The organism is Sphingomonas sp. UNC305MFCol5.2 (assembly GCF_000712135.1).
Taxonomy (GTDB): Bacteria; Pseudomonadota; Alphaproteobacteria; order Sphingomonadales; family Sphingomonadaceae; genus Sphingomonas.
Genome location: NZ_JOOE01000001.1, coordinates 1218567 through 1241302 on the forward strand (window position 1 = coordinate 1218567; position 22736 = coordinate 1241302).

Annotated in this window: 20 protein-coding genes; 9 read left to right on the plus strand and 11 right to left on the minus strand. The window is 67.1% G+C overall.

Translation table 11 applies throughout. The features are described from left to right. Positions 1-15: 15 nt before the first annotated feature. From gspE to gspL, 3 genes are read right to left on the minus strand one after another with little or no spacing between them, the layout of a single operon-like run. A complete protein-coding gene (gene gspE, locus BR78_RS0105890; RefSeq protein ID WP_029935643.1) occupies positions 16-1500 on the minus strand; it encodes a type II secretion system ATPase GspE in 1485 nt (494 codons plus the stop codon). Further along, on the minus strand, positions 1497-1994 hold the full coding sequence (gspM, locus tag BR78_RS0105895) for a type II secretion system protein GspM (RefSeq protein WP_029935645.1): 498 nt from the start codon (positions 1992-1994) through the stop codon (positions 1497-1499). Before gspM ends, gspE begins: the two co-directional genes overlap by 4 nt. Continuing rightward, entirely contained in the window at positions 1991-3100 is a 1110-nt protein-coding gene (gene gspL, locus BR78_RS0105900) for a type II secretion system protein GspL (protein WP_037565989.1), read from the minus strand. The genes gspM and gspL overlap by 4 nt, the downstream gene beginning before the upstream one ends. Positions 3101-3145: 45 nt before the next feature. On the opposite strand from gspL, the gene gspG reads away from it, so the two are divergent. From gspG to gspD, 5 genes are read left to right on the plus strand one after another with little or no spacing between them, the layout of a single operon-like run. Further along, a complete protein-coding gene (gene gspG, locus BR78_RS0105905; protein WP_231478169.1) occupies positions 3146-3634 on the plus strand; it encodes a type II secretion system major pseudopilin GspG in 489 nt (162 codons plus the stop codon). 5 nt (positions 3635-3639) lie between these two features. Beyond that, positions 3640-4119 (plus strand): prepilin-type N-terminal cleavage/methylation domain-containing protein, encoded by a 480-nt coding sequence (locus tag BR78_RS0105910; RefSeq protein WP_231478170.1) that lies wholly within the window; start codon positions 3640-3642, stop codon positions 4117-4119. A 23-nt stretch (positions 4120-4142) separates the two neighbouring features. Beyond that, entirely contained in the window at positions 4143-4574 is a 432-nt protein-coding gene (gspI, locus tag BR78_RS0105915) for a type II secretion system minor pseudopilin GspI (RefSeq protein WP_231478171.1), read from the plus strand. Next, positions 4571-5416: a type II secretion system protein N gene (locus BR78_RS0105920; RefSeq protein WP_029935655.1), complete on the plus strand. Its 846-nt coding sequence runs from the start codon at positions 4571-4573 to the stop codon at positions 5414-5416. The genes gspI and BR78_RS0105920 overlap by 4 nt, the downstream gene beginning before the upstream one ends. Positions 5417-5426: 10 nt before the next feature. Beyond that, positions 5427-7493, plus strand: coding sequence for a type II secretion system secretin GspD (gspD, locus tag BR78_RS0105925; RefSeq protein ID WP_231478172.1), 2067 nt, complete (start codon positions 5427-5429; stop codon positions 7491-7493). On the opposite strand, the gene BR78_RS0105930 is transcribed toward gspD, so the two are convergent. From BR78_RS0105930 to BR78_RS0105940, 3 genes are read right to left on the minus strand one after another with little or no spacing between them, the layout of a single operon-like run. Further along, entirely contained in the window at positions 7490-7909 is a 420-nt protein-coding gene (locus BR78_RS0105930; protein ID WP_029935658.1) for a hypothetical protein, read from the minus strand. The genes gspD and BR78_RS0105930 overlap by 4 nt on opposite strands. Next, entirely contained in the window at positions 7906-8364 is a 459-nt protein-coding gene (locus BR78_RS0105935) for a hypothetical protein (RefSeq protein ID WP_029935660.1), read from the minus strand. The genes BR78_RS0105930 and BR78_RS0105935 overlap by 4 nt, the downstream gene beginning before the upstream one ends. Beyond that, the gene (locus BR78_RS0105940; protein WP_029935662.1) at positions 8361-8903 is read right to left on the minus strand and encodes a hypothetical protein; all 543 of its coding nucleotides are present in this window, start codon (positions 8901-8903) and stop codon (positions 8361-8363) included. Before BR78_RS0105940 ends, BR78_RS0105935 begins: the two co-directional genes overlap by 4 nt. 162 nt (positions 8904-9065) lie before the next feature. On the opposite strand from BR78_RS0105940, the gene BR78_RS0105945 reads away from it, so the two are divergent. Next, positions 9066-11534 (plus strand): PhoX family protein, encoded by a 2469-nt coding sequence (locus BR78_RS0105945; protein ID WP_029935665.1) that lies wholly within the window; start codon positions 9066-9068, stop codon positions 11532-11534. A gap of 191 nt (positions 11535-11725) precedes the next feature. On the opposite strand, the gene BR78_RS0105950 is transcribed toward BR78_RS0105945, so the two are convergent. The 3 genes from BR78_RS0105950 to BR78_RS0105960 form a co-directional block, all read right to left on the minus strand. Beyond that, positions 11726-12094: a hypothetical protein gene (locus tag BR78_RS0105950; protein ID WP_029935667.1), complete on the minus strand. Its 369-nt coding sequence runs from the start codon at positions 12092-12094 to the stop codon at positions 11726-11728. 104 nt (positions 12095-12198) lie between these two features. Beyond that, positions 12199-13506 carry an amidohydrolase family protein gene (locus BR78_RS0105955; protein WP_029935669.1) on the minus strand — a complete coding sequence of 436 codons (1308 nt, stop codon included), beginning with the start codon at positions 13504-13506 and terminating at the stop codon, positions 12199-12201. Next, positions 13506-14924 (minus strand): amidohydrolase, encoded by a 1419-nt coding sequence (locus BR78_RS0105960; protein WP_029935671.1) that lies wholly within the window; start codon positions 14922-14924, stop codon positions 13506-13508. The genes BR78_RS0105955 and BR78_RS0105960 overlap by 1 nt, the downstream gene beginning before the upstream one ends. 331 nt (positions 14925-15255) lie before the next feature. Here BR78_RS0105960 and BR78_RS0105965 point away from each other — a divergent pair, with 331 nt between their 5' ends. Both BR78_RS0105965 and BR78_RS0105970 read left to right on the plus strand, forming a co-directional pair. Continuing rightward, positions 15256-17847 (plus strand): PAS domain-containing sensor histidine kinase, encoded by a 2592-nt coding sequence (locus BR78_RS0105965; RefSeq protein WP_081855619.1) that lies wholly within the window; start codon positions 15256-15258, stop codon positions 17845-17847. Then, a complete protein-coding gene (locus BR78_RS0105970; RefSeq protein ID WP_029935675.1) occupies positions 17848-18462 on the plus strand; it encodes a response regulator transcription factor in 615 nt (204 codons plus the stop codon). It abuts the gene before it with no gap. 7 nt (positions 18463-18469) lie between these two features. On the opposite strand, the gene BR78_RS0105975 is transcribed toward BR78_RS0105970, so the two are convergent. Next, positions 18470-19852 (minus strand): alginate export family protein, encoded by a 1383-nt coding sequence (locus BR78_RS0105975; protein ID WP_029728723.1) that lies wholly within the window; start codon positions 19850-19852, stop codon positions 18470-18472. Positions 19853-20111: 259 nt separating this feature from the next. On the opposite strand from BR78_RS0105975, the gene BR78_RS0105980 reads away from it, so the two are divergent. Further along, positions 20112-22001 (plus strand): methyl-accepting chemotaxis protein, encoded by a 1890-nt coding sequence (locus BR78_RS0105980; RefSeq protein WP_029935678.1) that lies wholly within the window; start codon positions 20112-20114, stop codon positions 21999-22001. A 258-nt stretch (positions 22002-22259) separates the two neighbouring features. Here BR78_RS0105980 and flaF read toward each other — a convergent pair whose 3' ends face one another. Continuing rightward, positions 22260-22619: a flagellar biosynthesis regulator FlaF gene (gene flaF / locus BR78_RS0105985; RefSeq protein WP_029728721.1), complete on the minus strand. Its 360-nt coding sequence runs from the start codon at positions 22617-22619 to the stop codon at positions 22260-22262. Between the last annotated feature and the right edge of the window lie 117 nt (positions 22620-22736).

The window sequence follows — 22736 nt, forward strand, 5'->3', positions numbered from 1 at the left end:
CCGTGCCGGGGGGAGTCACGCTTCCTCCCTTACCACGCGCGCGACTTCCTCGACTGTGGTCACGCCGCTTCGCACCTTGGCGATGCCGTCGTCGAGCAGGCTCGGATTGTCCTTCCGGGCACGGGCCTCGAGATCGGCCTCCGAGGCGCCGTCATGGATCATCTTCTGGAGCTGATCGTCGACCGCCACGACTTCGTACAGCCCGGCGCGGCCGCGATAGCCTTCCTGATGACATTCCGCACAGCCCTCTGCGCGCCACAATGTCTCGCCCGGCCGGATCGCACCGCCGAGCAGGATCGAATCGGCATCGCGCGCGATGTCCTCGCGGCGGCAGCTCGGGCAGAGCTTGCGCACCAGCCGTTGCGCCGCCAACCCCACCAGCATCGGCGCGAGCAGATAGCGTTCGACGCCCATGTCGATCAATCGCGTCACCGATCCGATCGCGCTGTTGGTGTGCAGCGTCGAAAGCACGAAATGCCCGGTCATCGACGATCGCACCGCGACCTGCGCGGTCTCCTGATCGCGGATTTCGCCGACCATGATAACATCCGGATCCTGCCGCAGGATCGCACGTAGCCCGCGCGCGAAGGTCAGGTCGGTGCGCGGATTGACCTGGGTCTGGCCGATGCCCGGCAGTTCGTACTCGATCGGGTCCTCGACCGTCATGATGTTGCGCTTGCGGTCGTTCAACCGGTTGAGCGCAGCATAGAGCGTCGTGGTCTTGCCCGATCCGGTCGGACCGGTGACGAGCAGCATGCCGTGCGGGCGTTCGAGCAGGCGATTGAACACATCGCGGTCGCGCGCGCTCATGCCGAGCACTTCCATGTCGAGCCGCAGCGAACCCTTCTCCAGAAGACGCATGACCACGCGCTCGCCATGCTGAGTCGGGATCGTCGAGACGCGCGCGTCGACGTCATGCCCACCGATGCGCAGCGTCACGCGCCCGTCCTGCGGCACCCGCCGCTCGGCAATGTCGAGCTTGGCCATCACCTTGATGCGGCTGACCAGCAACGGTGCCAGCGCGCGCGGCGGCTCGATCATGTCGCGCAGGACGCCGTCGACGCGGAAACGAACCACGAGCCGCTTCTCCTGCGTCTCGATATGGACGTCGGAGGCGCCTTCCTTGACCGCTTCGAGCAGCAGCGCGTTGATCAGGCGGATCACCGGTGCGTCGTCACGCGTGTCGAGCAAATCGTCGACCGAGGCGGCGCTGTCGGCGAGCGCGGCCAAATCCATGTCGCCCAGATCGAAGTCGGCGGCCGCGCCCGCCCCGCCGCTATAGGTCGCGCCCAGCGCCGCGTCGAAAGCCTCGTCGCTCACCGCGACATAGCTTGCGCCGGGCGCGACGCGCTGGACCTCCAGCAGCGCATCGAGGCCGGCGCCGGCACGATGGACGCACTCCACGCCTGCCGGCCCGGATCGAAGCAGCACGCCGTTCTTGCGCGCAAAGCTGTAAGGCAAGGTCGCCGGGAGGTCGTCGAGGACCCGTGTCGCGTTCATGCGCCGAAATCCACGCTCGCCGAGACGCGGCCCGTGGTCGGGCGGCGCTGCATCGAAAGGCGCTTCACCCGAAGATCGCTCGACCCGGCAAGATCGGCGAGCCACGCCACCAGCGTGTCATAGCTCGCATCGGCGATCACTACGCGGACTCCGCCGGGGATGACTTCCGGAGCAGCCGTCAGTCCGAAACTGGCCGCCGAGCTGCTGACGATTTGTGCCGGTGCGCCCTGCCGCCGCGCCGGGCGTGCCGCCGTCAGGGTGCCCGCAGCCCGGATGCGGGCACTGAGCGTCTCATAGGTGCGAATGTCCGCAAGCGAATCGGCGCGTGCCGCCTGGAGCGGCTTGACCACGCCATAGACCAGCACCGCGAACGCCAGCAGGCCGCCAAGCACCGAAACCAGCACGCGCTCGCGCCGGCTGAGGCCGCTCCACCAATTGTCGAAGCGGATCAGGGCGGAGTCGAGCGCAGGCAGGCGGGCGATCACGAATCTCATAGTTTGTTCGCCGTAATGCGGATGCTGCCGTCGGGCGAGCGGGTTACGCTTCCCGGCACGCGCGAGGCGCGAAGCGCTGCGTCGATACGGCCGACAAGTCCGGGTTCGGTTCCGTCTAGGTCGAGGGTCAGGGCATTGGCCTGATAATTGATCGCGCGAACGTTGATCGCGCCGGAGAGCGGGCCCAATGCGCCCGATACGCGGGTGAGCAGCGGCAGGAACGTGTCGGGCGGTGCGCCGCTGCCGGCCGGCAACAGATCGGCGACGCTCGAGGCGAGATCGCCGCCGAGATTCGCCCCCGGCGCCGCGATGGCGGCGAGCGCACGCGTATCGGCTTCGCGACGATCGGCGATCGTCCGCAGCATCACGGTGTCGGCGGTGGCGATCACGATGTGCGCCGCCGCACCCAGCGCCACGATCCAGCCGAGGCGGCGCCAGATATCGGGCAGCGCGGCGCGACGGCGGGCATAAAGACCCTGCCGCAGATCGAGCGCGGGGGCGAGCAGTCGCTCGGAAAGTGCTTCGGGCGCGAGCGTCGATCCATCCGCCATCATCTCCGCCGGAAGCGGCGCGCCATAGGACGAGGCGGCCGGGCGCCCCGCGGCCTGCCACGCCGGCTGCAGCATCGCCGGGGGAATCGCAAAGCCTGTCCCGTCGCCGGCGCGGACCATGGCGCGCTCGGCGGCTAGATCGACTGCCCATTCACCTTCCGCCGGGCGCGGCAGCCCGAGCGCGTCGGGCACCATCGCTGCCTGACCCAGCCCCGCTTCCTCGGCGGTAGCCATCCAGCCCGCCATCACTTCGTGCCGCACCACCCCTACCAGATAGCGCTTCGGCGCGATCTCCGCGCCCAGCGCGAGATGGACGCTCTCGATCGGCTCGGCGATCTGGTCCTCGATCGCGAACGGCAACGCTTCGAGACATTTGGCGCGATTCGCCAGCGGCAGATCGACTGCGAGCAGCCGCACCTGCTCGGTCGGCACGAGGATGGTTGCAGGGCCTCCCCGCTCGGCTATGATCAGCCGACCGCCCGCCAGCGTCCAGACACCCGCGGCGAGCGGTTCCGACGCGTCGGGCGCTCCCAAGGCACGCGCGGAGGCTGTCACATTTGCTTCATGGGAAGGACGCATGGGGCGGGGATGCGCATAGTTTTGAAACAGTTTAGTGACATCGCACTGCTTAGGCAGAACAGCAAGCGCCGCACAATCCCGAAGGACGCTCCCCGCGCGAAGGGCGAGCAGGGTTTCACGCTCCTCGAAATGATGATCGTGCTGGTGATCATCGCCGTGATCGCCGGCCTGATCACCGTCAACGTGATGGGGCGGCCTGACGAGGCCAAGGCGACGACCACCAGATCCAACATCACCAGCATCAACGCCGCGCTGAAGATGTATCGCCTCGACAATGGCAATTATCCAACCTCGGAGCAGGGGCTGAAGGCTTTGGTCGAGAAGCCGACCACGGCGCCGGTCCCGGGCAGCTGGGCGCAAGGCGGTTACTTGTCTGCGCCGCCGCTCGACGCGTGGCAGAAGCCCTATGAATATCAGTCCGACGGCATGAGCTTCACGATCCGTTCGCTCGGGCGCGACGGCAAGCCGGGCGGTGAAGGCGTCGACGCCGATATCGACGGCAAGGGCTGACGAACGTGCGGGGGGAGCAGCGGGCCGATATCGATCGTACCGACGCGGGCTTCACCCTGCTCGAAATGATGATCGTGCTCGTCATCATCGGCGTGATGGCAGGCGCCGTGACGCTCGGCATCGGCAGCGTCACGCGCGCGCCGAGCGTCGAGACCGAGGCGCGCCGCCTTGCCACGCGGCTGCAGGCGGCCGCGGATGATGCGATGCTCGGCGACCGGATCATGGCGTTCACGGTCGAGAAGCATGGCTATGGCTTCGCGACGATCGGCGCCAACGGCCGGATGGTCGCGCGTACCGATGATGCGTTCGGTTTCCACCGTTTGCCCGGAGGCATGGTGATGACGCTCAGCGTGCGCCCGCCGGTGATCCTCGGGATCGACGGCGCGGGACGACCGCTTTCGGCCACGGTGGAAAGCGGATCGCAGCGGTGGCTGGTCACGTATGACGGCCTGACCGCGCACGCGGCACCGGCGCCGAAAGCGTGAGCCTGCCGCATCGCCTTTATACTGTGCTCCTGCGAAAGCAGGAGCACAGAGCGGCAAGCAACACGCCTGAAACTCTGGGCTCCTGCTTTCGCAGGAGCACTGGATGCGAGGATGGCTTTTCCCTCATCGAGGCACTGGTTGCGCTCGCGGTGCTCGCAATCGCCACTGTCGGACTGATGCGCACCGTCGAATCGCACATCGATTCCACCCGCGGTGTCGAGCGGCGCACTACGGCCATGTGGGTGGCGGAGAACCGGCTTGCCGAGCTCGAGGCGAAGGCGCCCACCGCCAACGCCGATCAGGTCGAGATGCTCGGTCAGATATGGCGCGTCGCGGTCGCTCGCAGCAGCACCGACGATCCCGAAATCCAGCGCGTACGGATCGACATATTCCCGGCGCAGGGCAGCGTCCCCCTTGCATCGCTCGATGGCTTCGTGGACGGACGGAGGGGATGAGCCCCGCTTTTTCCCTCACGCCGCGCCAGGCACGCACTGCGCTCGACATTTTCACCGGGCTCGTCGTGATCTCGGTCGGGTTCGCGCTCGCCGGCCTGACCTGGCGGCTGGCGGGGCACGCCGGCACCGGCGCGATCACCGTGCCGTCGGGCCGCAGCGGGCCGGCCGTGGCGCCGGACATTGCGCCCGCGGTCGCGCTCGCGCCGTTCGGCAAGGCCGCTGCGGCCGATGCTTCGCAGGCAACCGCCCTGCCGCTCGAGCTCAAGGGCGTGATCGCAGCAATTCCTGCCGAGCTCTCCACTGCCTTCATCGCAGCTGACGGAAAGCCGGCAGTGCCTTTTCATGTCGGCGAAGTGGTGAGTGGCGCGACCATCCAGTCGATCCTGCGCGATCGCGTGATCCTCGCGATCGGCGGACGCACCGAATTCCTCGCCTTCCCCGACCCGACCTTGTCGCCTGAGCAGCGCCAGGCCGCGCAGAACCAGGCCGCGCAGAACCAGGCAGCGCAGAACCAGGCAGCGCAGACGACGCCCCAGCCGGGCGCGCCGGCAATCTCACCCGGCGGCGGCGCACCCCCGCCCCCCGCCGCTCCTCCCGCCGCGGCCACTGCCGGTTTGCTCCAGCGCTTCGATGCGACGCCGGTCAGCGGCGGCTTTCGCATCGGCGACAATGGCCCGCCCGGAATGGTTGCGGGCGACGTGATCCAGTCGGTCAATGGCACTTCGCTCGGCGACCCCAATGCCGCCAACGCCGCATTCGCCTCCGCTCAGGCAAGCGGCACCGCCCAGATCCAGATCCTCCGCGACGGAAAGCGCCTCACGCTAACCGTGCCGCTCCGATAAAGAGACACAAGTGCACAAGATTCGCTCCACCCTCGCCGCCCTCGCGCTCGCCGGCATCGCGCTCGACAGCGTCGCCGTCGCGCAGACTGCCGCCGAGCAGGCCGAGCCCGGCGACATCGTGATCAACATGCGCGGAGTCGAGATCGCCGACGTCGCCGATCAGATCTCGCGCATCACCGGCCGCACGCTGATCCTCGATCCCGCGGTCAAGGGTGTCGTCACCGTGACTTCGGCGACGCCGCTCTCGCCCTCGGGGGTGTGGGAGTTGTTCCAGTCGGTACTGCGCGCCAACGGCTTTTCGGCGGTGCGTTCGGGCCGGGCTTGGCGCATCGTCCCCGCGGCCAATGCCGTGCGCGACGGCGGCGTCCCCAGCCGTGCGGCCGGCGGGCAGGAACTGGTGACGCGGATGGTCCGGCTCGCCAACGTCCCTTCCGCCGATGTCGCGCGCGTCGTCCGGCCGCTCGTCGCGACCTTCGGCAGCGTCGAGCCGCTGACCAGCCCGAACGCCATCGTCATCACCGACTATGCCGACAATGTCCGCCGCGTCGAGGCGATTGCCCGCCAGCTCGACGGCGGCAGTGGCGCGACTTTTGCGACGATAACGCTGCGCAACGGCAATGCCGCGGACGTCGCGCAGTCGCTCCAGACCGTGCTCGGCGACCAGCAGGGTGGCACCGGCGCGCGGGTCGCCGCCGACCAGCGCAGCAACACCGTGATCATCCGCGGCACGCCCGCCGCCGTCGCAGAGGCGCGCCGGATCGCGGCTTCGCTCGACCAGCCGGGCGGCGCCACGCCGATCACGCGCATGTTCCGCCTGAACTATGCCGATGCCGAGACCGTGACCGAAGTGTTGCGCGGCGTGCTCGGCCAGGGCGAGAGTGCCGACAATCCGGTGGCGCGCAGCCTTTCGGGGTCGAACAGCAATCCCTTCGCGCGGCTGAGCGGCTCGCCCAACATCTCCGCGCTTTCCAACAGCGCGGCGTCGACGGGCGGCGGGCTCGGCAATGCGATGCAGGCGGCCAACGCAGCGACGCAGCCGGTGATGGAGAACAAGCCGGCGGAGACGCCGCGGGGCTTCTCCACCCCTGACTTGACCGTGCAGCCCGCGCCCGAGCTCAATGCGGTGGTGGTGCGCGGCACGCCGACCGCGATCGCATCGATCGAACAGCTGATCACCGATCTCGACGTGCGGCGCCCGCAGGTGCTGATCGAAGCGGCGATCGCCGAGATCACCGGCGACGACGCCGAGGCTTTAGGCATCCAGCTCGGCACCACCGGCGCGGCGCTCCAGCCGACGGGCGTCGGCACGTCGTTCGACCAGGCGGGCACCTCGCTCGGCACGATCCTCAAGGCGCTCAACGTTCCCGCGGGCGCGCTGATCAGCAACGGGCTGACCGGCAATATCCGCATCGGCGACGATTTCTCGATCTTGGTGCAGGCGCTGGGTACCTCGACGCGCGCGAACCTGCTCTCGACGCCGCAGATCACCGTGCTCGACAATGTCGCCGGCGAATTCGTCTCGGGCCAGAACGTGCCCTTCGTCACCGGATCGGTGCTGACCGATTCGACTTCGGTGAACCCCTATACGACGATCGAGCGCAAGGACGTCGGTATCACGCTGCGCGTGCTGCCGCGGATCAACGCGGGCGACACGATCCGGCTGCAGGTCAACCAGGAGGCGTCGTCCATCGCCGAGGCGCAGACCCAGGCGGCGTCGGATCTCGTCACCAATCGCCGCGCGATCAACACCACGGTGCTCGCCGATAATGGCCAGACGATCGTGCTGGGCGGGCTGATCACCGACGACCGGCAGGATTCGCGCCAGCAGGTGCCGATCCTCGGCGACATCCCGATCGTCGGCGAGCTGTTCAAGAGCCGCCGCGAGGTCCATCAGAAGCGCACCTTGTTCATCTTCCTCAAGCCGACGATCCTGCGCGATCCCGCCGATGCGGCGGCGGCGGCGAAGGACAAATACGCGCGGCTGCGCTCGGACGAGATCGCCAATACGCGGCGCTCCAGCCTGTTGCTTGCCCCGCCGACGCCACGGCTGACGGTCGAGATCGACGGGATCTACTAGCCCGCGGGCAAGGGCACGCGGACGCGCTGCGCGCCGCGCGTGAAGAAGGCGGCGTCGATCGCGAGGCTGGCGAGCTGCCAGCCGTCGACGCTCTCCCCAACCTGCAGTGCGCGCGTTGTGCCGTCGGTGGTCCGCACCAGCGCTACTGCATCCGCACCGAGGCGCCCGACGATGCCGACCAACGCCGGCGCATCGCCCGGCAGCGCCGCGTCCTCGGCCTGTGCCGGCGCGCCGAACAGCGGACGTTCGAACGCCGCGGCGAGCGGTGGTATCGAATTCTCCACCATCGGGATCGTCGGCTGAAGCGTTTTGGGCGACGGGGATGGTCCAATCCCGCCCGTCAGCAACAGCAGCGGCATCAACACCGCGAACCCGCCGGAGAGCCCAAGGGCAATCCTGTCGTAGCGCGCGCTCATCGCGCTGCAACCGCTTCGGCGGTGAGCCGCACGCCCCCCGCAACCGGCTCGAGCTTCCAGCTGCGGAAGCGCATCAGGGGCCGCTCGCGCTCGCATGCGTCGGCAAAGGCGAGGAGCGCCTTTTCCGCCCCCGACGCTCGCAGCCGCAGCGCCACCAGTCCTTCTGGCGCGTTCGCCGCACTGGTTTCCTCGACCAGAACGCCGCCTGCCTTCGCCAGCCGCTGGACGCGCGCCATCATCGCCGCCCGCCCCGCCGCGGCGTCCATGGCGCCGAGCGCATTGTCCTTTGCAAGGATCGGGGCCTGATGCTCGGGCAGCGCCGCCGCCTGCGCCATCTGGGCACGCTGCGCCCGCGCCGCGGCCAGATCGTCCAGCGCGGCGCCCGTCAGCGGCGAGAGTATGAGCAGGCCGATCAGACCTGCGCCCACGCCGAGCAGAAGCGGTGACGGCCTCATTCCGCCGTACCTTCAAGCAGCACGATCATCGCAGCATCGGCCTGTCGCTGGCCGGTGTTGCGCAACCGGGCGAGCGTCGGCACGCGCCGCAGCGCGGTGCGCAGCCTGTCGGGGTCCGCGGTGGCGATCTCGAGCGCAAGGCGGCCCTGCATGTTGCGTTCGGCGCGGACCAGCGTCGCGTCTGCGGGGAGCGCACGGGCGAGCGTTTCGATCGTTGCGCCCAAGGTCCGCCGCCTGAGCAACGCATTCATTTGTGTCCGTGCCTCGGCCGCCGCCGCGGCGGCGGCGATACGCGGCGCGACTTCGGCCTCGATTCGGCTCGCAGTGGCGCGCTGCTGGTCGGCGAGCACCTGCGCGCCACCGATCGTCAGCAGCGGCCCGGCGAGGATCAGCACCGCAACGGCCATCGCCACCCTGCCACCCGGCCAGGTGGCGGGCCCGACTCCTCCCGGCATGCTACGAGCGGCGGTCAGCAGGCGCTGGGCAAGGCTCGGCTGCGCTGGAGGCGTGGTTTCCGGATCGGGTTTGCCGACGTGCATCGTGTCGCCGATTAGCCGTTGGCGGCGCTCAGGGCAAAGCGTCACAATCGCGTCCACGAAGAGTCATCAGACAGCCACGCCGCTTCCATCACACCGTAAAGCCACCCTTCCAAAGGCAGGAAGAACCGGGTCGCGCCTGACCCGGGTGCCTGGGGGTTTTCCATGAACGATCTGACGCCCGCGTCCTTCGGTTATACCGATGGCAATACCGACACCAATCGCACCGACACCGTGACTCTGAACGAGCTCGCGGCGCAGCGGCTCTCGCGTCGCCAGACGCTGCGCGGCGGATCGGCCATCATCGCCGCGACGCTCGGCGGTTCCGTGCTTTCCGCTTGCGACTCCGGAGACGTGGACGGCGTTCCTGCGCCGACGGTGAGCGCGGGCGCCTCCACGACCACCACCGCCGGACGCGTCGTCACCCTGACCGGCACGAGCGACGCGAGCGCAGTCTCCTGGACCCAGACCGGCGGTCCGGCGGTGACGCTGAACGGCGCTGGCGGCGCAACTGCCACCTTCCTCGCCCCCAGCGTCGCGAGCGCGACGGTGCTGACCTTCCAGTTCGCCGCGGCGAACGGCAACACCGCGGCGACCGCGACCACCACGGTTACCGTCAACCCCGCGCAGCTCGGCTTCACGGCCGTCGCCAAGAACAAGCTCGACGTCGTCACGGTGCCCACGGGCTACAAGGTGCAGGTGATCAACCGCACCGGCGATCCGATCGCCGCGGGCGTGCCCGCCTATAAGAACGACGGCACCGACACCAATTTCGCCCAGCGCATCGGCGATCATGGCGACGCACTCTACTGGTATGGCCTCGCCGCCACCGGCACCGCGCGCGACGAGACCAGCTCGACCCGCGGGCTGCTCGTCCAGAACCACGAGAATATCAACCAGCAATATCTCCACCCCGCCGGCGCGACGAGCCCGGGCGGCGTTCGCCCCGAGGCCGAGGCGCTCAAGGAGATCGAGAATCACGGCGTCAGCGTCACCGAAGCCGTCGAGGGCGCCAATCGCGCGTGGAGCGTGGTCCAGAACAGCAGCTTCAATCGCCGCATCACGCCGAACACGCCGATGGCCTTCAGCGGCCCGGCGCGCGGTTCGGATCTGCTCAAGACGCCCTTCTCCACCGCCGGCACCGACGGCCGCGGCACGGTCAACAATTGCGCCAACGGCACCACGCCCTGGGGCACGGCGCTGACCTGCGAAGAGAATTGGGCGGGCTATTTCCGCCGCAGCGGCGACAATGCGGCGCGCACCGCCAAGGAACTGACCGCGCTCAGCCGCTATGGCGTAACCAGCAGCACCGGCAGCTTCGGCTGGTCGACGGTGACTCCGGCCGACGCCACCAACACCATGTTCCGCCGCTGGGACGCGCGCGCGACTGTCGGTGGCACCGCGACCACCGACTATCGAAACGAGCCCAATCAGATGGGCTGGGTGGTCGAGATCGATCCCTATTCGCCCACTTCGGTCCCGAAGAAGCGCACCGCGCTCGGCCGCCTCGGCCATGAGGGTTGCTGGCCCGGCGCGTTCGTCGCTGGTCGCAAGCCGGCATGGTACATGGGCGACGATTCACGCCGTGAGTATCTCTACAAGTTCGTCTCGGCCACCGCATGGGTGGCGGCCGACGCGACTGCGGCCAACCGCCTCGCGACCGGCGACAAATATATGGACAGCGGCACGCTCTACGTCGCCAGGTTCAACGCCGACGGCACCGGCGTCTGGCTGCCTCTGGTGTTCGGCCAGAACGGCATCACTTCGACCGCTGCTGTCTACCCCTTCGCGGACCAGGCCGATGTTCTCGTCAACGCCCGCCTCGCCGCCGATGTGGTCGGTGCGACGCCGATGGATCGTCCCGAGTGGACCGCGGTCAACCCGGTGACCGGCGACGTCTATCTGACGCTCACCAACAACAACGCCACGCTGCGTCCGCTGAACGGCACCGACGCCGCCAATCCGCGCCACTATAACGACCCCTTCGGCGCCGCGGCGAGCGCCCAATACGGCAATCCCAACGGGCACATCATCCGCCTCAAGGAAACCGGCAACAGCACCGAGGCGCTGACCTTCAACTGGGACATCTATCTGTTCGGCGCCGGCGCCGATCTCGATCCCGCCAACATCAACATCTCGGGGCTGACCGCCGATCAGGATTTCTCCAGCCCCGACGGCCTCTATTTCAGCCGCTCGACCAACGCCGCAGGGCAGGTCAAGCCGTTGCTGTGGATCGAGACCGACGACGGAGCCTATACCGACGTGACCAACTGCATGCTGCTTGCGGCGGTGCCGGGTACTGTCGGCGACGGCGGCGCCCGGACGATCACCAACACGGGGACCGGCGGTGCGACCGCGACGCAGGCTACCCGTGTCGGCGCAGCGCCGAGCGCGGCGACGCTCAAGCGCTTCCTCGTCGGCCCGGTGGAATGCGAGATCACCGGCATCGACACCACGCCCGACGGTCGTACCCTGTTCGTCGGCATCCAGCATCCGGGCGAAGGCGGCACGCCGGCGGCCCCGACCAGCCACTGGCCCGACAGCCAGGCGACCGGCACCGCCGGCGCCACCGTGCGCCCGCGTTCGGCAGTGGTGGTGATCACCAAGGATGACGGCGGCGTGGTCGCCCTCTGACCCGTTTCCACCCGACTTGGGGGAGGTTCCGCAAGGAGCCTCCCTTCTTCTTTGCGTTCGTTGCTGTCGGTGTTCCCGACGAAGGCGGGACCGCCCAGTATCGGCGGACATGAGGCTTAGTCCTACGATCGAGGATGTCTCGCAACCGCGCCCCGGCCTTCGCCGGGATCGCCCCAACCCAACTGCACTCGCTACCGATCCGTCCTGCTGACGATGTTGGCGGTGCCGTCGGGCGTGATGCTGATCATGTGCGCGGTCTTGTCGGAACAATTCGCGCGCCACAGCGGCTTGCCGTCCTGATCGGGCAGCCGTGTGGACGAGGTCACCGACTGGCACTCGATGCCCGCATCGAGCAATGCCCGGATGAAGACCACGTTGCGCTGGCGATCGGACATGCCGAGTACCGCGGCGAGCGCGTTGCCCGGCGCGGCCTCGTTGCCGACCGCATTGGCTTCGACATCGGAATTGTCGGCCTTGACCGTGTTCGCCGGCTCCGAGGCCGGCCCGCATCCCGCGAGGGTCAGCGCCGCGAGCGCCGGCAGGGCAATGCGCTTGATCATCTGCACTCTCCCGTTCGCCGGCTGCCTTGGCGCCAGCCGGTCAAAGCTCTCCGGTGCAGCGCCAATGCCGCACCCGTCGTGAAGGTTCCGAGGGCGAACCCCGATCAGTGCTGATACGCCTTGGGCATCGGACCTTCCTTCGGATCCCAATAGCGTTCGCGCAGCCGGGTCTGGCGGCTGGTCATCGGCTGCTCTACGCCGTCGATGAACACCGAGACGGCGCTGGTGCCGATTTCGAGCGGATCGCCGTCCCAGATCACCACGTCGCCGCGCCGGCCGGGCTTCAACGAGCCGAATTCGTCGCCGAGCCCGAGCGCTTCCGCGGGCCGCGAGGTGATCGTCGCAAATGCCTCGCCCCAGTCGAGCCCGCTCGCCCCAGGGATGCGGCCGAGCGCGACGAGATTGCCCGCATACTGCTTTTCCCAGCGCGCCTGGCGCGCTTCGTCCTGGTTGATCGTGCCGATCCCGACGAGCACCCCCGCCGCCTTCATACGGCCGATGTTGGACTGCGTCGCCGCGAGTTGCTCGAAGCTTTCGGGCAGATCGGCCAGCGCGGAAGCGATCACCGGGACACCCGCCACGGCGATCTCGCGCGCGACGGTCCAGCCTTCGCTGGCGCCGACCAGCACCAGCCTAAGCGTCGGCATCTCGCGCTTCAGCCCGAGCATCGTCTGGATGTCGGAGGCACGCTCGACATGGACGAGCAGCGGCACCCGCCCCTGCACCACCGGCGTCAACGCCTCGGCGTCGGCGCGCGTGAGCAGCGCATCCTTGCCGCGATCGTTGAAGCTCGCAGGGTTGCGGACATAGTCGCGTACTTCGAACAGCGCGTTCTTGAGCATCGCATAGGCGGCGGGGCGGCTGCCTCCCGCGGCGCGCGCGCCGGCTTCGCCATATTCCATGAACTGGAAGGCGCGCGGTTTGGCGACCGGGCCCATATCGGCGCCGAGATCGATGACCGCCCCCTGCCCCGCGAAGATCGAGCCCTTGCTGTTATCGGGCGCCACCACCGCGCGAGTCACGCCCTCGAGCCGGTTGATCGCAAGCGGGCTGCTCTTCGGGTTGACCGCAGGGGTCACGTCGAGCGCCGCGTTGAACGGGGAGGTTCCTCCCGACGTATCGTTGGTGCCGTCAACCGCATCGATCTCGACGATGCCCATTCGCGTGAATCCGGCGAAGATCCCCGGTGTTACCCAGCGGCCTCCCGCATCGACGACGCGCGCGCCGGCGGGGGCGGCCACGCCGGCGCCAGCCGCCACGACGCGACCATCGCGGATGACCACGGTGCCGCCCTCGGCCGGCCCCGAGCCGTCGCCGATCACGATCTTGGCATTGGTGATCGCCACGGTCTGCGCGGCGGCGGGGGCGGCGAGTGCGAGCGTGGCACTCGCGCAAAGAAGCAGCTTGCTGATCACTTCACATCCCCCTCGCCCGGCTGGCCCAGCTCGAAATCGGAAACCGGCCGCAACTTCGGATTATTCGCGTCATAGAGCAAAGCGCCGTCGACCCAGACCATCTGCGGGCGGGTATAGACGCTGAACGGATTCCCGTTCCACAGCACGACATCGGCCATCTTGCCGGGCTTGAGACTGCCGGTCTTGTCGGCAATGCCCAGCGCCTTGGCCGGATTGATCGCAAGCCAGCGCCAAGCGGCCTGCTCGGTGATCGGGAAGCCCGCCTTGATGCCCGAAGCGCGTGCCTTGGCCACTTCCTGGTTCAGCCGCTGGATGCCGTTGCCGTCGTCCGAATGGATCATCGCGCAGGCGCCTTCCTTTTCGAGGATGGCGAGGTTCTCGGGGACCGCGTCATAGGCTTCCATCTTGAAGCCGTACCAGTCGGCCCAGACCGCGGCACACGTGTCGTTGGCCTTGAGCAGATCGGCGATCTTGTAGGCCTCGACCGCGTGGTGGAACGCAGTCACATGGTATCCGAACTCCTTCGCCATATCGAGGACGACGGCCATCTCGTCGGCGCGGTAGCAATGGTTCTGGACGAGGATCTCACCCTCGAGCACGCCGCGCAGCGTATCCATCGCCAGATCGCGGGTCGGGGCATCGCCACCCTTGTCCTCATATTTGTCCCAGCGGCGCTTATATTCGACCGCCTTGGCCCAGGTCGCGCGATCGACTGCGATGTTTCCCATCCGGGTCGAAGGCGCGCGTCCCTTGCCGCCATAGACGCGCTTCGGGTTCTCACCGCACGCCATCTTGAGGCCATAAGGCGCACCGGGGAACTTCATTCCCTGCATCGTGCGGGCATAGACATTCTTCACCGTCACCGATCGGCCGCCGAACAGGTTGGCAGAGCCGGGGAGGATCTGCAGCGTCGTCACGCCGCCATTGGCGAGCGCCCTGCCGAAGCCGGGGTCCTGCGGCCACACGCTGTGCTCGGCCCAGACCTCCGGAGTCACCGGCGAAGTCATCTCATTGCCGTCAGAATTCGCCTCGACGCCCGGCGAAGGATAATCGCCGAGATGGCTGTGGATATCGATGACGCCGGGGGTCAGATATTTGCCGCGGCCGTCGATCACGGTAACGCCCTGCCCGGCCGCCAGATTTTGCCCGACCTCGACGATCTTGCCGTCGCGGAAGAGGATGGAGCCGTTCTCGATCCGCCCCCCTTCGCCGTCGAGGATCGTGACGTTGGTCACCAGCGTCGGCGCGCCCGGATAGGCGCGATAGGTCGAGGGAAACGGATCGTGCGAATAGCCCCTGCCCTTGCCCGGCCCGGAGGAAGCAGGCTCCGCGGAACTGCTCTGCGCCCTGCCGCCGCTTTCTGCGCAGCCAGCCAGCGCCAGGATGGCACCGAGGATCAAGACCGGTCGAAACAAGCGCGACTCCTTCCCTGTTCGTTGCGCTCGCGGCGCCGCGCTTTGATCGTGGCAAACGCCAGTTTTGGCAAGCGCACCCTGACTATTGGAATCTCACGCAAAATCGTATGCTAACAAGAATGCCCACATCGGATGTTCGGAGCTTTCCACAGAGAATTGATCGGTGTTAAGGCAGAGGCACTTCGCTTTACCCTGTACAGGGGCAGGTATTTTGCGAGTAAGTAACCGTCCCGGTGCGCCGGCCGAAAGGCTGCCACCTCCGGCAAGAAATGTCGCGGCAGTCCTTGTTGCGCTCGCGGCTCTGTGCAGCCTGATCGCCCTCTCCGGATGGATGTTCGATCTTCCCGCACTTCGCGGGTTCGGCTTCGACGATTTCCCGATCTGGCCGCTCACCGCGATCGGCTATTTCTGCCTCGCATGTGGCTTTCTCGCTTCCCTGTTCGACCGCGATCGTCTCGCCTCGGTGCTCTGGCTCGTGCCGTTGCTGATCGCGCTGGCTTCGATCCTGCAGAACGCGCTGGCCACCGATTTCGGCACGGACCGGCTGTTGTTCTGGAATCTGGTGTCCGCCTATGAAGCCCCGCATCCCGGCAGGCCTGGCCCCAGTCCCACCACGATCTTCGTCCTCCTCGCCACGGCCGGTTATGGTGCGGGGGTGCGCAAATGGCTATCGGGCGAAGCCAGCGGCCTGATCGCCGCGATCACGTTCGCGCTGACCGCGGCCACGGCCATGCTGATCCTGTTCTCGAGCCCTACCAATACAACGGCGCAGATCTTCTCCGTCTCGCTGCCCGCGGCAGTCGCGACTCTGTTGCTGGCGATCGCCTTCCTCATCCTGCACAGCAGATTGCTGTGGGTCCGGTCTCTGACGATGCGCAGCGGCGACTGGCGCGTCATCCGCGTCCTGGTGCCCGTCGCCGTAATCGTGCCGGTGGTACCGTCGATCCTGGAATTGCTGATTTCGCGCCACGGCCTGCTGCCGCCGCTGATGTCAGAGGCGCTGGTCGTGATCTGCAACATCCTGATCGTGGCGTTCGTCGCTTATTGGGCCGTCATCCGGGTCGCGCGCGGGCAAGCGGCGATGGTGGAGCTGAGCCAGGCGCTCGATCACACGACAGTCGTCCTGACAACGCCGGAGGGGCGCATCACGCACTGGTCGGCCGGATGCGAACAGCTCTACGGCTGGGCGTCGGGCGAGGCGCTCGGGCAGAACAAATATCTTCTGCTGCATTCGCGGTGTCGCCTCGATTCCGCGACGCGGGGCAATCGCCTCGAAGACGGGCACGAACTCCTGGAGATTTGCCGCGACGGGCGCGAGGTTTCGGTGCTCGAGCGCCTGCATCAGGTCGCGAGCCCGGGCGCCCCCCCAGTCGTGCTGCTCAAGGTCACCGACATCACCCAACGCGTCGCCGCGATCGAAGCGCTGAAGGTCAGCGAGGAGCGGCTCGCACTGGCAATGTCCGCGCACGAACTGGGCGTGTTCGAGTGGGATGTCCCGAGCGGCAAGGTGGAATGGTCGCCTGGTACCGAACAACGCCTCGGCCTCATTCCGGGCGTGTTGTCCAACTTCGAAAGCTGGCGCATGCAGGTGGAGCCGGAGGACGTCCAGCAAATCCTCGACACACTCGCGCGCACGGTCCGCGATCGGGCCGACAAGTTCAGCTTTCGATACCGTTTCCTCAAGCCGCTGGGCGGCATCCGCGCCGTGGAAGGCTCCGCGCGGGCCTTCTATGACGCGGAGGGAAATCTGGTGCGCGCGGTCGGCGTCATTCTCGACGTCACCGAGCGCGAAGAACGCGAGGCGGCCCTCCGCCGGCGCGAGGCGCAGCTCCGCTCGGTGCTCGAGACGGTCCCGGACGCGATGGTGGTGCTCGACCAACACGCCACGATCATGCAGTTCAGCGCCGCCGCGGAGGAGCTCTGGGGATATCGCGCCGCGGATGTGCTCGGCCGATCGGCGCAGATGCTGGTCCCGGTCGACCGGCGTACGGCGCACATGGCGACACTGAAGCGCTATGTGAAAACCGGCGAAGGGATCGTCAACGAAGTGATGAAGGGCACAGCGGAATCGGCGGACGGCCGCCGCTTCCCGATCGAATTGCGAACTGGCGTCGCCCGCAGCGACGGCCAGACGCTCTTGACCGTGTTCGTACGCAATCTTTCGAAACAGCTCGCCACCGAGGAGCGCTTGAGCGAACTAAGCGCCGAGATCGCGCATGTCTCACGCCAAAGCGCGATGAGCGAGCTCGCGGCGGACCTCGCGCATGAACTCAACCAGCCGCTGAGCGCAACGTCCAACTTCCTCGCCGCCGCGCGCATGTTGATCGAGAAGGGGGAGAGCGGCGAGCGCGTCGTCGAGCTGCTCCGGATGGGCTCCGAACAAACCCAGCGCGCAGGGGAGATCATTCGACGAATGCGAGCATTCATGGCTCGCGGCGAAGTCGAGATGCGCACCGAGTCGGTTGAGCGCACGGTTCACGACGCCGTCGATCTGGTATTGGTCGGAACGGGGCAGTTCCACATCCGGGTAAGCTACGAACTTGATTCAGAAGCACCATTTATCTTTGCAGACCGCATTCAGGTACAGCAAGTCCTCGTCAACCTTCTCCGCAATTCCATGGAAGCGCTGCGGACTTCTGGCCTGCAGGATCGACACATCACGATTTCTTCCCATAAGCCCAATAACCAGATGGTTGAAATTGTCGTAAGCGATTCCGGGCCTGGAATTCCTCCTCATGTGTTGGAGCAACTATTCTCACGCTTTACCTCCACGAAAGGTAACGGAGGTGGAATGGGTATTGGACTTTCGATCAGCAAGCGTATCATTGAGGCACATGGCGGGACACTGAGCGCGGAGAACCGGCCTGAGGGAGGAGCGAGCTTCCGCTTCACTCTACCCGCCATAGAGGAGGGTGTGGAATAGATGAGCAGAACGATCTACATCGTGGACGACGATGACGCTGTCCGCGCCTCGCTTCACAGCCTGCTGTCGATACGCCAGGATCTGATCGTCCGAGGGTTTCGATCGGGCGATGCCTTTCTCCAGGACGTGAACGAACTCGACCCCGGCGTGTTGTTGCTCGATTTTCACATGCCCGGCGCCACCGGCCTCGACGTGCTGACCGCGCTCGACGGCAGCCCGCGATTCGTGCCGATCGTTCTCACCGGCCAGGGAAATGTGGGCCTCGCGGTCCAGGCGATGAAGGCCGGCGCGCTCGACTTCATCGAAAAACCCTATGAGGCCGAGACGCTGCTCCAGCTGATCGACAATGCCTTTGCCCGGCTCGAGGAGGATAATGAAGCGGCGAACCGCGTCGGCGCCGCCGAGGCGAAGATCGCCAAGCTCTCACCGCGCGAGACCGATGTTCTCAAAGGACTGATCGAAGGCCGATCGAACAAGATCATCGCCTATGAGCTCGACATCAGCCCGCGCACGGTGGAAATCTATCGCGCCAATCTGATGGAGAAGCTCGAAGTGCGCAGCCTTTCGGAAGCGCTGCGCATCGCGTTCGCGGCAGGGCTGTTTCCGAAGAACTGAGCCCCGTTCAGAAACTGGCGGCCAGGTCCATATAGACGTAGCGCGTGTCGCCGGTGTCGGGGGCATTGGTCGCATTCTCGAGGAAGCGGCCCTTCGCCAGATATGCGCCACCGACCTCGAGGCGCAGCCGCTCCGGAACCAGCCAGCGACGCGCGCGCGCTTCGAACTGGGTTCCGGCATAGCGTCCTGAAGCGCCGTTGCGATCGCGCACGCCGGTGGAGGCGAAGCTGTCGGTCGCCCGCGCCAGCCACAGTCCGCGCAGCGAAGTCATGAAATCGAGCCGCTTCGAAGGCTTGGCTTCGAGCCGGAGCCCTGGCGAGAGCAGGTTCGCGCGACCCACCGGGCCATAGAGCGCGACCGGGCCGAAGTCCGAACGGCGCGCACCGAACAGCGTATCGAATCGACCCCATGTGCCGGCGTCGCGCCCGTCGCCCGAGGCATAGTCGAACATCGCCGAGACGCGAGGTGTCCAGCCCCGCGCCGCGGTCCACCCGGCCTCGACATGCGCGAAGCCGGCGCGGACATCGAGGTTACGCACATCGCTGACGGCGGTGGTCGCGCGTGCGGTGCCCCATTGATACGCGGCCTCGCCTTCGAAATCGAACTGGCCCTTTGCTGGCGCGCGGCGCAGGCGCACGCCGGCCGTGACGAGATGGCGGTTGCGCGTCAGCCGCATCACGCGGTCATCTTCGGCGAGACGATAGCCATAGGCCTCCACGCCGACATTGCGGAAGGCCTTGGCCAGCGTCGCGCTGGCACCAAAAAAGGTCAGGTTTCCGCCCGCGCGATCGAGCTCGATCGCATTGTCTTCGATTCCGGCCACGTCATCGGGAAGCGCCGAGAAGGGCTTCGCCCAGAATGCGACGATCCGGTCCTTGCCCTTGCTGCGCCACTCGACGAGGCCGCCGAGATAGGACTGAACCGCGTTGGGGAAGTCGGTGCGGCCGACCAGGCGGCTCGAACCAATATCGAGCGACCAGCGTCCGGCCGTGATCGTCGCCGTCGCGCCCCTGGCGAAGGCGTCGGAGGCGCGATACGCGACATAGGCCTGGATCGGCTCGAGCGCGTTGACTTCGCTGGTCCGCACCGACGAACCGTCGCGCTGGCCATAGCCGCGCGCGTCCACGATCTCGCCTCCGATCGCGACGGCTCCGAGTTCGGCCTTCGCTGCAACCGTAGTGCGGAACGAGACGAACACGTCGTCTGCTGCAACATTGGGACGGAACTGGCCGCCGATCGCCTCGACCCGCGCCCGCGTGGTGGCGTCGATGCTGAACTGGACGCCACCATCCTTCTCGCCGGCGATTTGCCCGAATGCCGGCAATGCCGCCACCGCACAAAAACCCGTGAGCGCGCCGCGCAACAGGGGCGAGAGGAAAGTCGAGGTCACGGCAGGCTCCGGGAATGAAAGGGCTGATCCTCTTTATAGGCGCAGCGGCGGGCCGGGGTGGCGCGGCAACGAACTGGCCCGTGCCGGACTGCGGGAAACAGGGCTCGCGCCGAGGTGATCTGCCCCGCGTATCCGGGAAAATCCCTAGGCGCCAATCCGCCCGGCCGAGGACCTCCGGCCCCGGCCCGCTTCTATAAGATACTGAATCCCTGTCGCGAGCAGCGAGCGCTGCGCGCTTCCGAACAGAAAAGGCTATCCTATGGTGGACCTCCTCGCCCGCATCAAAATTCCCGTGAAGATCCTCGGGCTGCTGCTGATGCTCGGCCTGATCACGCTGGGCGTGTCCTTTTATGGCTCGCGCGCGCTCACGAAAACCGACGCCGATTATGCGGTACTGGTCGACGTCAAGCTTCCGATCACCACCAAGCTTGCCCGCGCGAACCGCCTCGGTTCGCAGATGCTCTATGCCAGCTATCGCGTGATGGCATATCCGGGTGGGTCCGCGGCAAGCCGCGCCGCCGTGGAAGAAGAGCGCGCGTCGTATGAAGGCGCCGTCAAGCTGTTCGACGAGGTCAAGCAGCTGGATCCCGGCCTCGCCGGCGAGATCACGACGATCCGCGGAACCTTCGACGAAATCCACAAGGGCGCAGTCGAGGCGATCCGCCATGGCAGCCGCGACGAAAATGATGCCGCGCGCGCGATCCTTGCGGATCTCGACACCAAGGCAGTGACGATGGCGGCAGAGCTCATCAAGGCGAACGACCAGCGCATCGCCGACGCGAAGGCCCTTTCGAACGATCTTTCGGCGAGCGCGAGCAGCACTTCGACCACCATGCTCGTCGTCAGCCTGATCGCGATCGCAGTCGCGATCGGCATCGGCCTGCTCGTCTCGCGGCTGGGCATCACGGCGCCCATCACGAATCTTCAGGCACGGATGAAGACACTCGCCGAGGGCAACAACGCCGCCGACGTGCCGGGCACCGACCGCGGCGACGAGATCGGCGCGATGGCCAAGGCGGTGCTGGTGTTCCGCGAGCAGGCGATCGAGAAGGAAAAGGCCGATGCGGCCAAGAAGATCGCCGATGCCGAGCAGCAGCGCGTGGTTTCGACGCTCGAAGTGAACCTGAGCAAGCTGGCGCAGGGCGACCTGACCAGCGAGATCAACGACGCCTTCTCGCCGGCCTATGAATCAGTGAAGGTCAACTTCAACGCCGCGGTCACCGAGCTGCGCAACCTGATCGGCACCGTGATGGAAAGCGCCGCGACGATCCGTACCGGCTCGGGCGAGATCGCCCAGGCATCCGAGGATCTCGCGCGCCGCACCGAAGCCAATGCCGCGAGCCTCGAAGAGACTTCGGCGGCGGTCACCCAGATGGACGGCCGTCTCAAGGCGACCGCCGCGTCCGCCGACCGCACGGTAGAACGCGCCGACGGCGCCATCGCCACCGTCACCGGCGGCCGCGAGATCGCCGACGAGGCAGTCCACGCGATGACCCGCGTGGCGGATTCGGCCAAGGGCATCGACAGCGTGATCGAGGGCCTCGACAAGATCGCGTTCCAGACGCGGGTTCTCGCGATGAACGCCGCGGTCGAGGCCGGCCGCGCGGGTGAAGCAGGCCGCGGCTTCGCGGTCGTCGCCGACCTCGTCAGTGCGCTCGCGATGCGCGCCGAAGAGGAGGCCGGGCGTGCCCGCGACCAGCTGACCGCTACCCAGACCGACATCGTCGCGGCGGTGGAGATGGTCCAGAAGGTCGATCATGCACTGGCCGACATCTCGGGCGACGTGGGCGAGGTTCATTCGCTGCTCGGCCAGATCGCGACCGACAACCAGGCCCAGTCGACCGCCATCGCCCAGATCAGCGTCGCGATCGGGACGATGGACCAGTCGACCCAGCAGAATGCCGCGATGGTCGAGGAGACGTCCGCAGCCGCGCGTAACCTGTCGGGCGAGGTCGCCGCGCTCAGCGAGCAGGCGTCGAAGTTCAACGTCGGCACCGACACCTATGTCGCCACCGTGCGCGCGTCGGCGCCGGCCAGGCCCGCGCGGCCAGCGGCGAAGTCGAACGGCTATGTCTCGCCGGTCAAGGCGCTCCCGGTTGCGGCGATGGCCAACGGCAACGGCGGCTCGGACGATTGGGCTTCGTTCTAGGGGCTATCGCGTGGAAGAAAACGGGGCGTTGCGGCATCGGCCGCGGCGCCCCTTTTCGTTTCCCGATCCTCCCCCGCCAAGGGGAGGTGGCGCCGAAGGCGTCGGAGGGGGAGGAAGCACGCCGGGACGTTGACGCTTCCTCCCCCTCCGTCATGCTTCGCATGAGTGCGAGAATGGATTGCCACATCGCCGCTCCGCCAAACAAAAAGGGCGCCGCGGTCAGCCGCGACGCCCTTTCAGGATCCATGAGGAAGTGGCTCAGGCTGCGAGGCGCTGGCCGCGCAAGCCTTCCATGATCGTGCGGTTGAGCGAGATCAGCTCGCCGATCGGCTCACGCCCGGCGACCACGTCGCTGGTGAAACGCTCGACCCACAGGCCGAGGGAAATGATCTGCGCGCGGAGTTCGCGCGGCAGGCCATTGCCCGTCGCACCGCAATCGGTGGCGAAGGCCGACCACATCTCGCGGTTGCGGTGGAGCGACTGCATCAGCATCGCGCCCTTCAATCCGGCGGTTTCGGCGTCCATCATCTCGCCGGTGATTTCGCTCATCAGCCGGAATTCGGCCGAGCGCGGCGTTTCCGCCCGGCTCCGGGCGGTCTGGTAGGCAGTGAGAGTCATGCGAGCTCCTTTGCAGACCCTTCATTCTAGGAAGATTTTGCGGAGCTGGCCTGCGCGCTTCCTATAAGAATCACGCGTCCGCCGAAGCGGGGCGCATTTTCCTTGGAAACCGCATTG

Coding starts and splice junctions, on each gene's coding strand:
- gspE (WP_029935643.1), bottom strand. CDS start 1,500: ATGAACGCGACACGGGTCCTCGACGACCTCCCGGCGACCTTGCCTTAC.
- gspM (WP_029935645.1), bottom strand. CDS start 1,994: ATGAGATTCGTGATCGCCCGCCTGCCTGCGCTCGACTCCGCCCTGATC.
- BR78_RS0105920 (WP_029935655.1), top strand. CDS start 4,571: ATGAGCCCCGCTTTTTCCCTCACGCCGCGCCAGGCACGCACTGCGCTC.
- BR78_RS0105930 (WP_029935658.1), bottom strand. CDS start 7,909: ATGAGCGCGCGCTACGACAGGATTGCCCTTGGGCTCTCCGGCGGGTTC.
- BR78_RS0105935 (WP_029935660.1), bottom strand. CDS start 8,364: ATGAGGCCGTCACCGCTTCTGCTCGGCGTGGGCGCAGGTCTGATCGGC.
- BR78_RS0105940 (WP_029935662.1), bottom strand. CDS start 8,903: ATGCACGTCGGCAAACCCGATCCGGAAACCACGCCTCCAGCGCAGCCG.
- BR78_RS0105945 (WP_029935665.1), top strand. CDS start 9,066: ATGAACGATCTGACGCCCGCGTCCTTCGGTTATACCGATGGCAATACC.
- BR78_RS0105950 (WP_029935667.1), bottom strand. CDS start 12,094: ATGATCAAGCGCATTGCCCTGCCGGCGCTCGCGGCGCTGACCCTCGCG.
- BR78_RS0105965 (WP_081855619.1), top strand. CDS start 15,256: ATGTTCGATCTTCCCGCACTTCGCGGGTTCGGCTTCGACGATTTCCCG.
- BR78_RS0105970 (WP_029935675.1), top strand. CDS start 17,848: ATGAGCAGAACGATCTACATCGTGGACGACGATGACGCTGTCCGCGCC.
- BR78_RS0105980 (WP_029935678.1), top strand. CDS start 20,112: ATGGTGGACCTCCTCGCCCGCATCAAAATTCCCGTGAAGATCCTCGGG.
- flaF (WP_029728721.1), bottom strand. CDS start 22,619: ATGACTCTCACTGCCTACCAGACCGCCCGGAGCCGGGCGGAAACGCCG.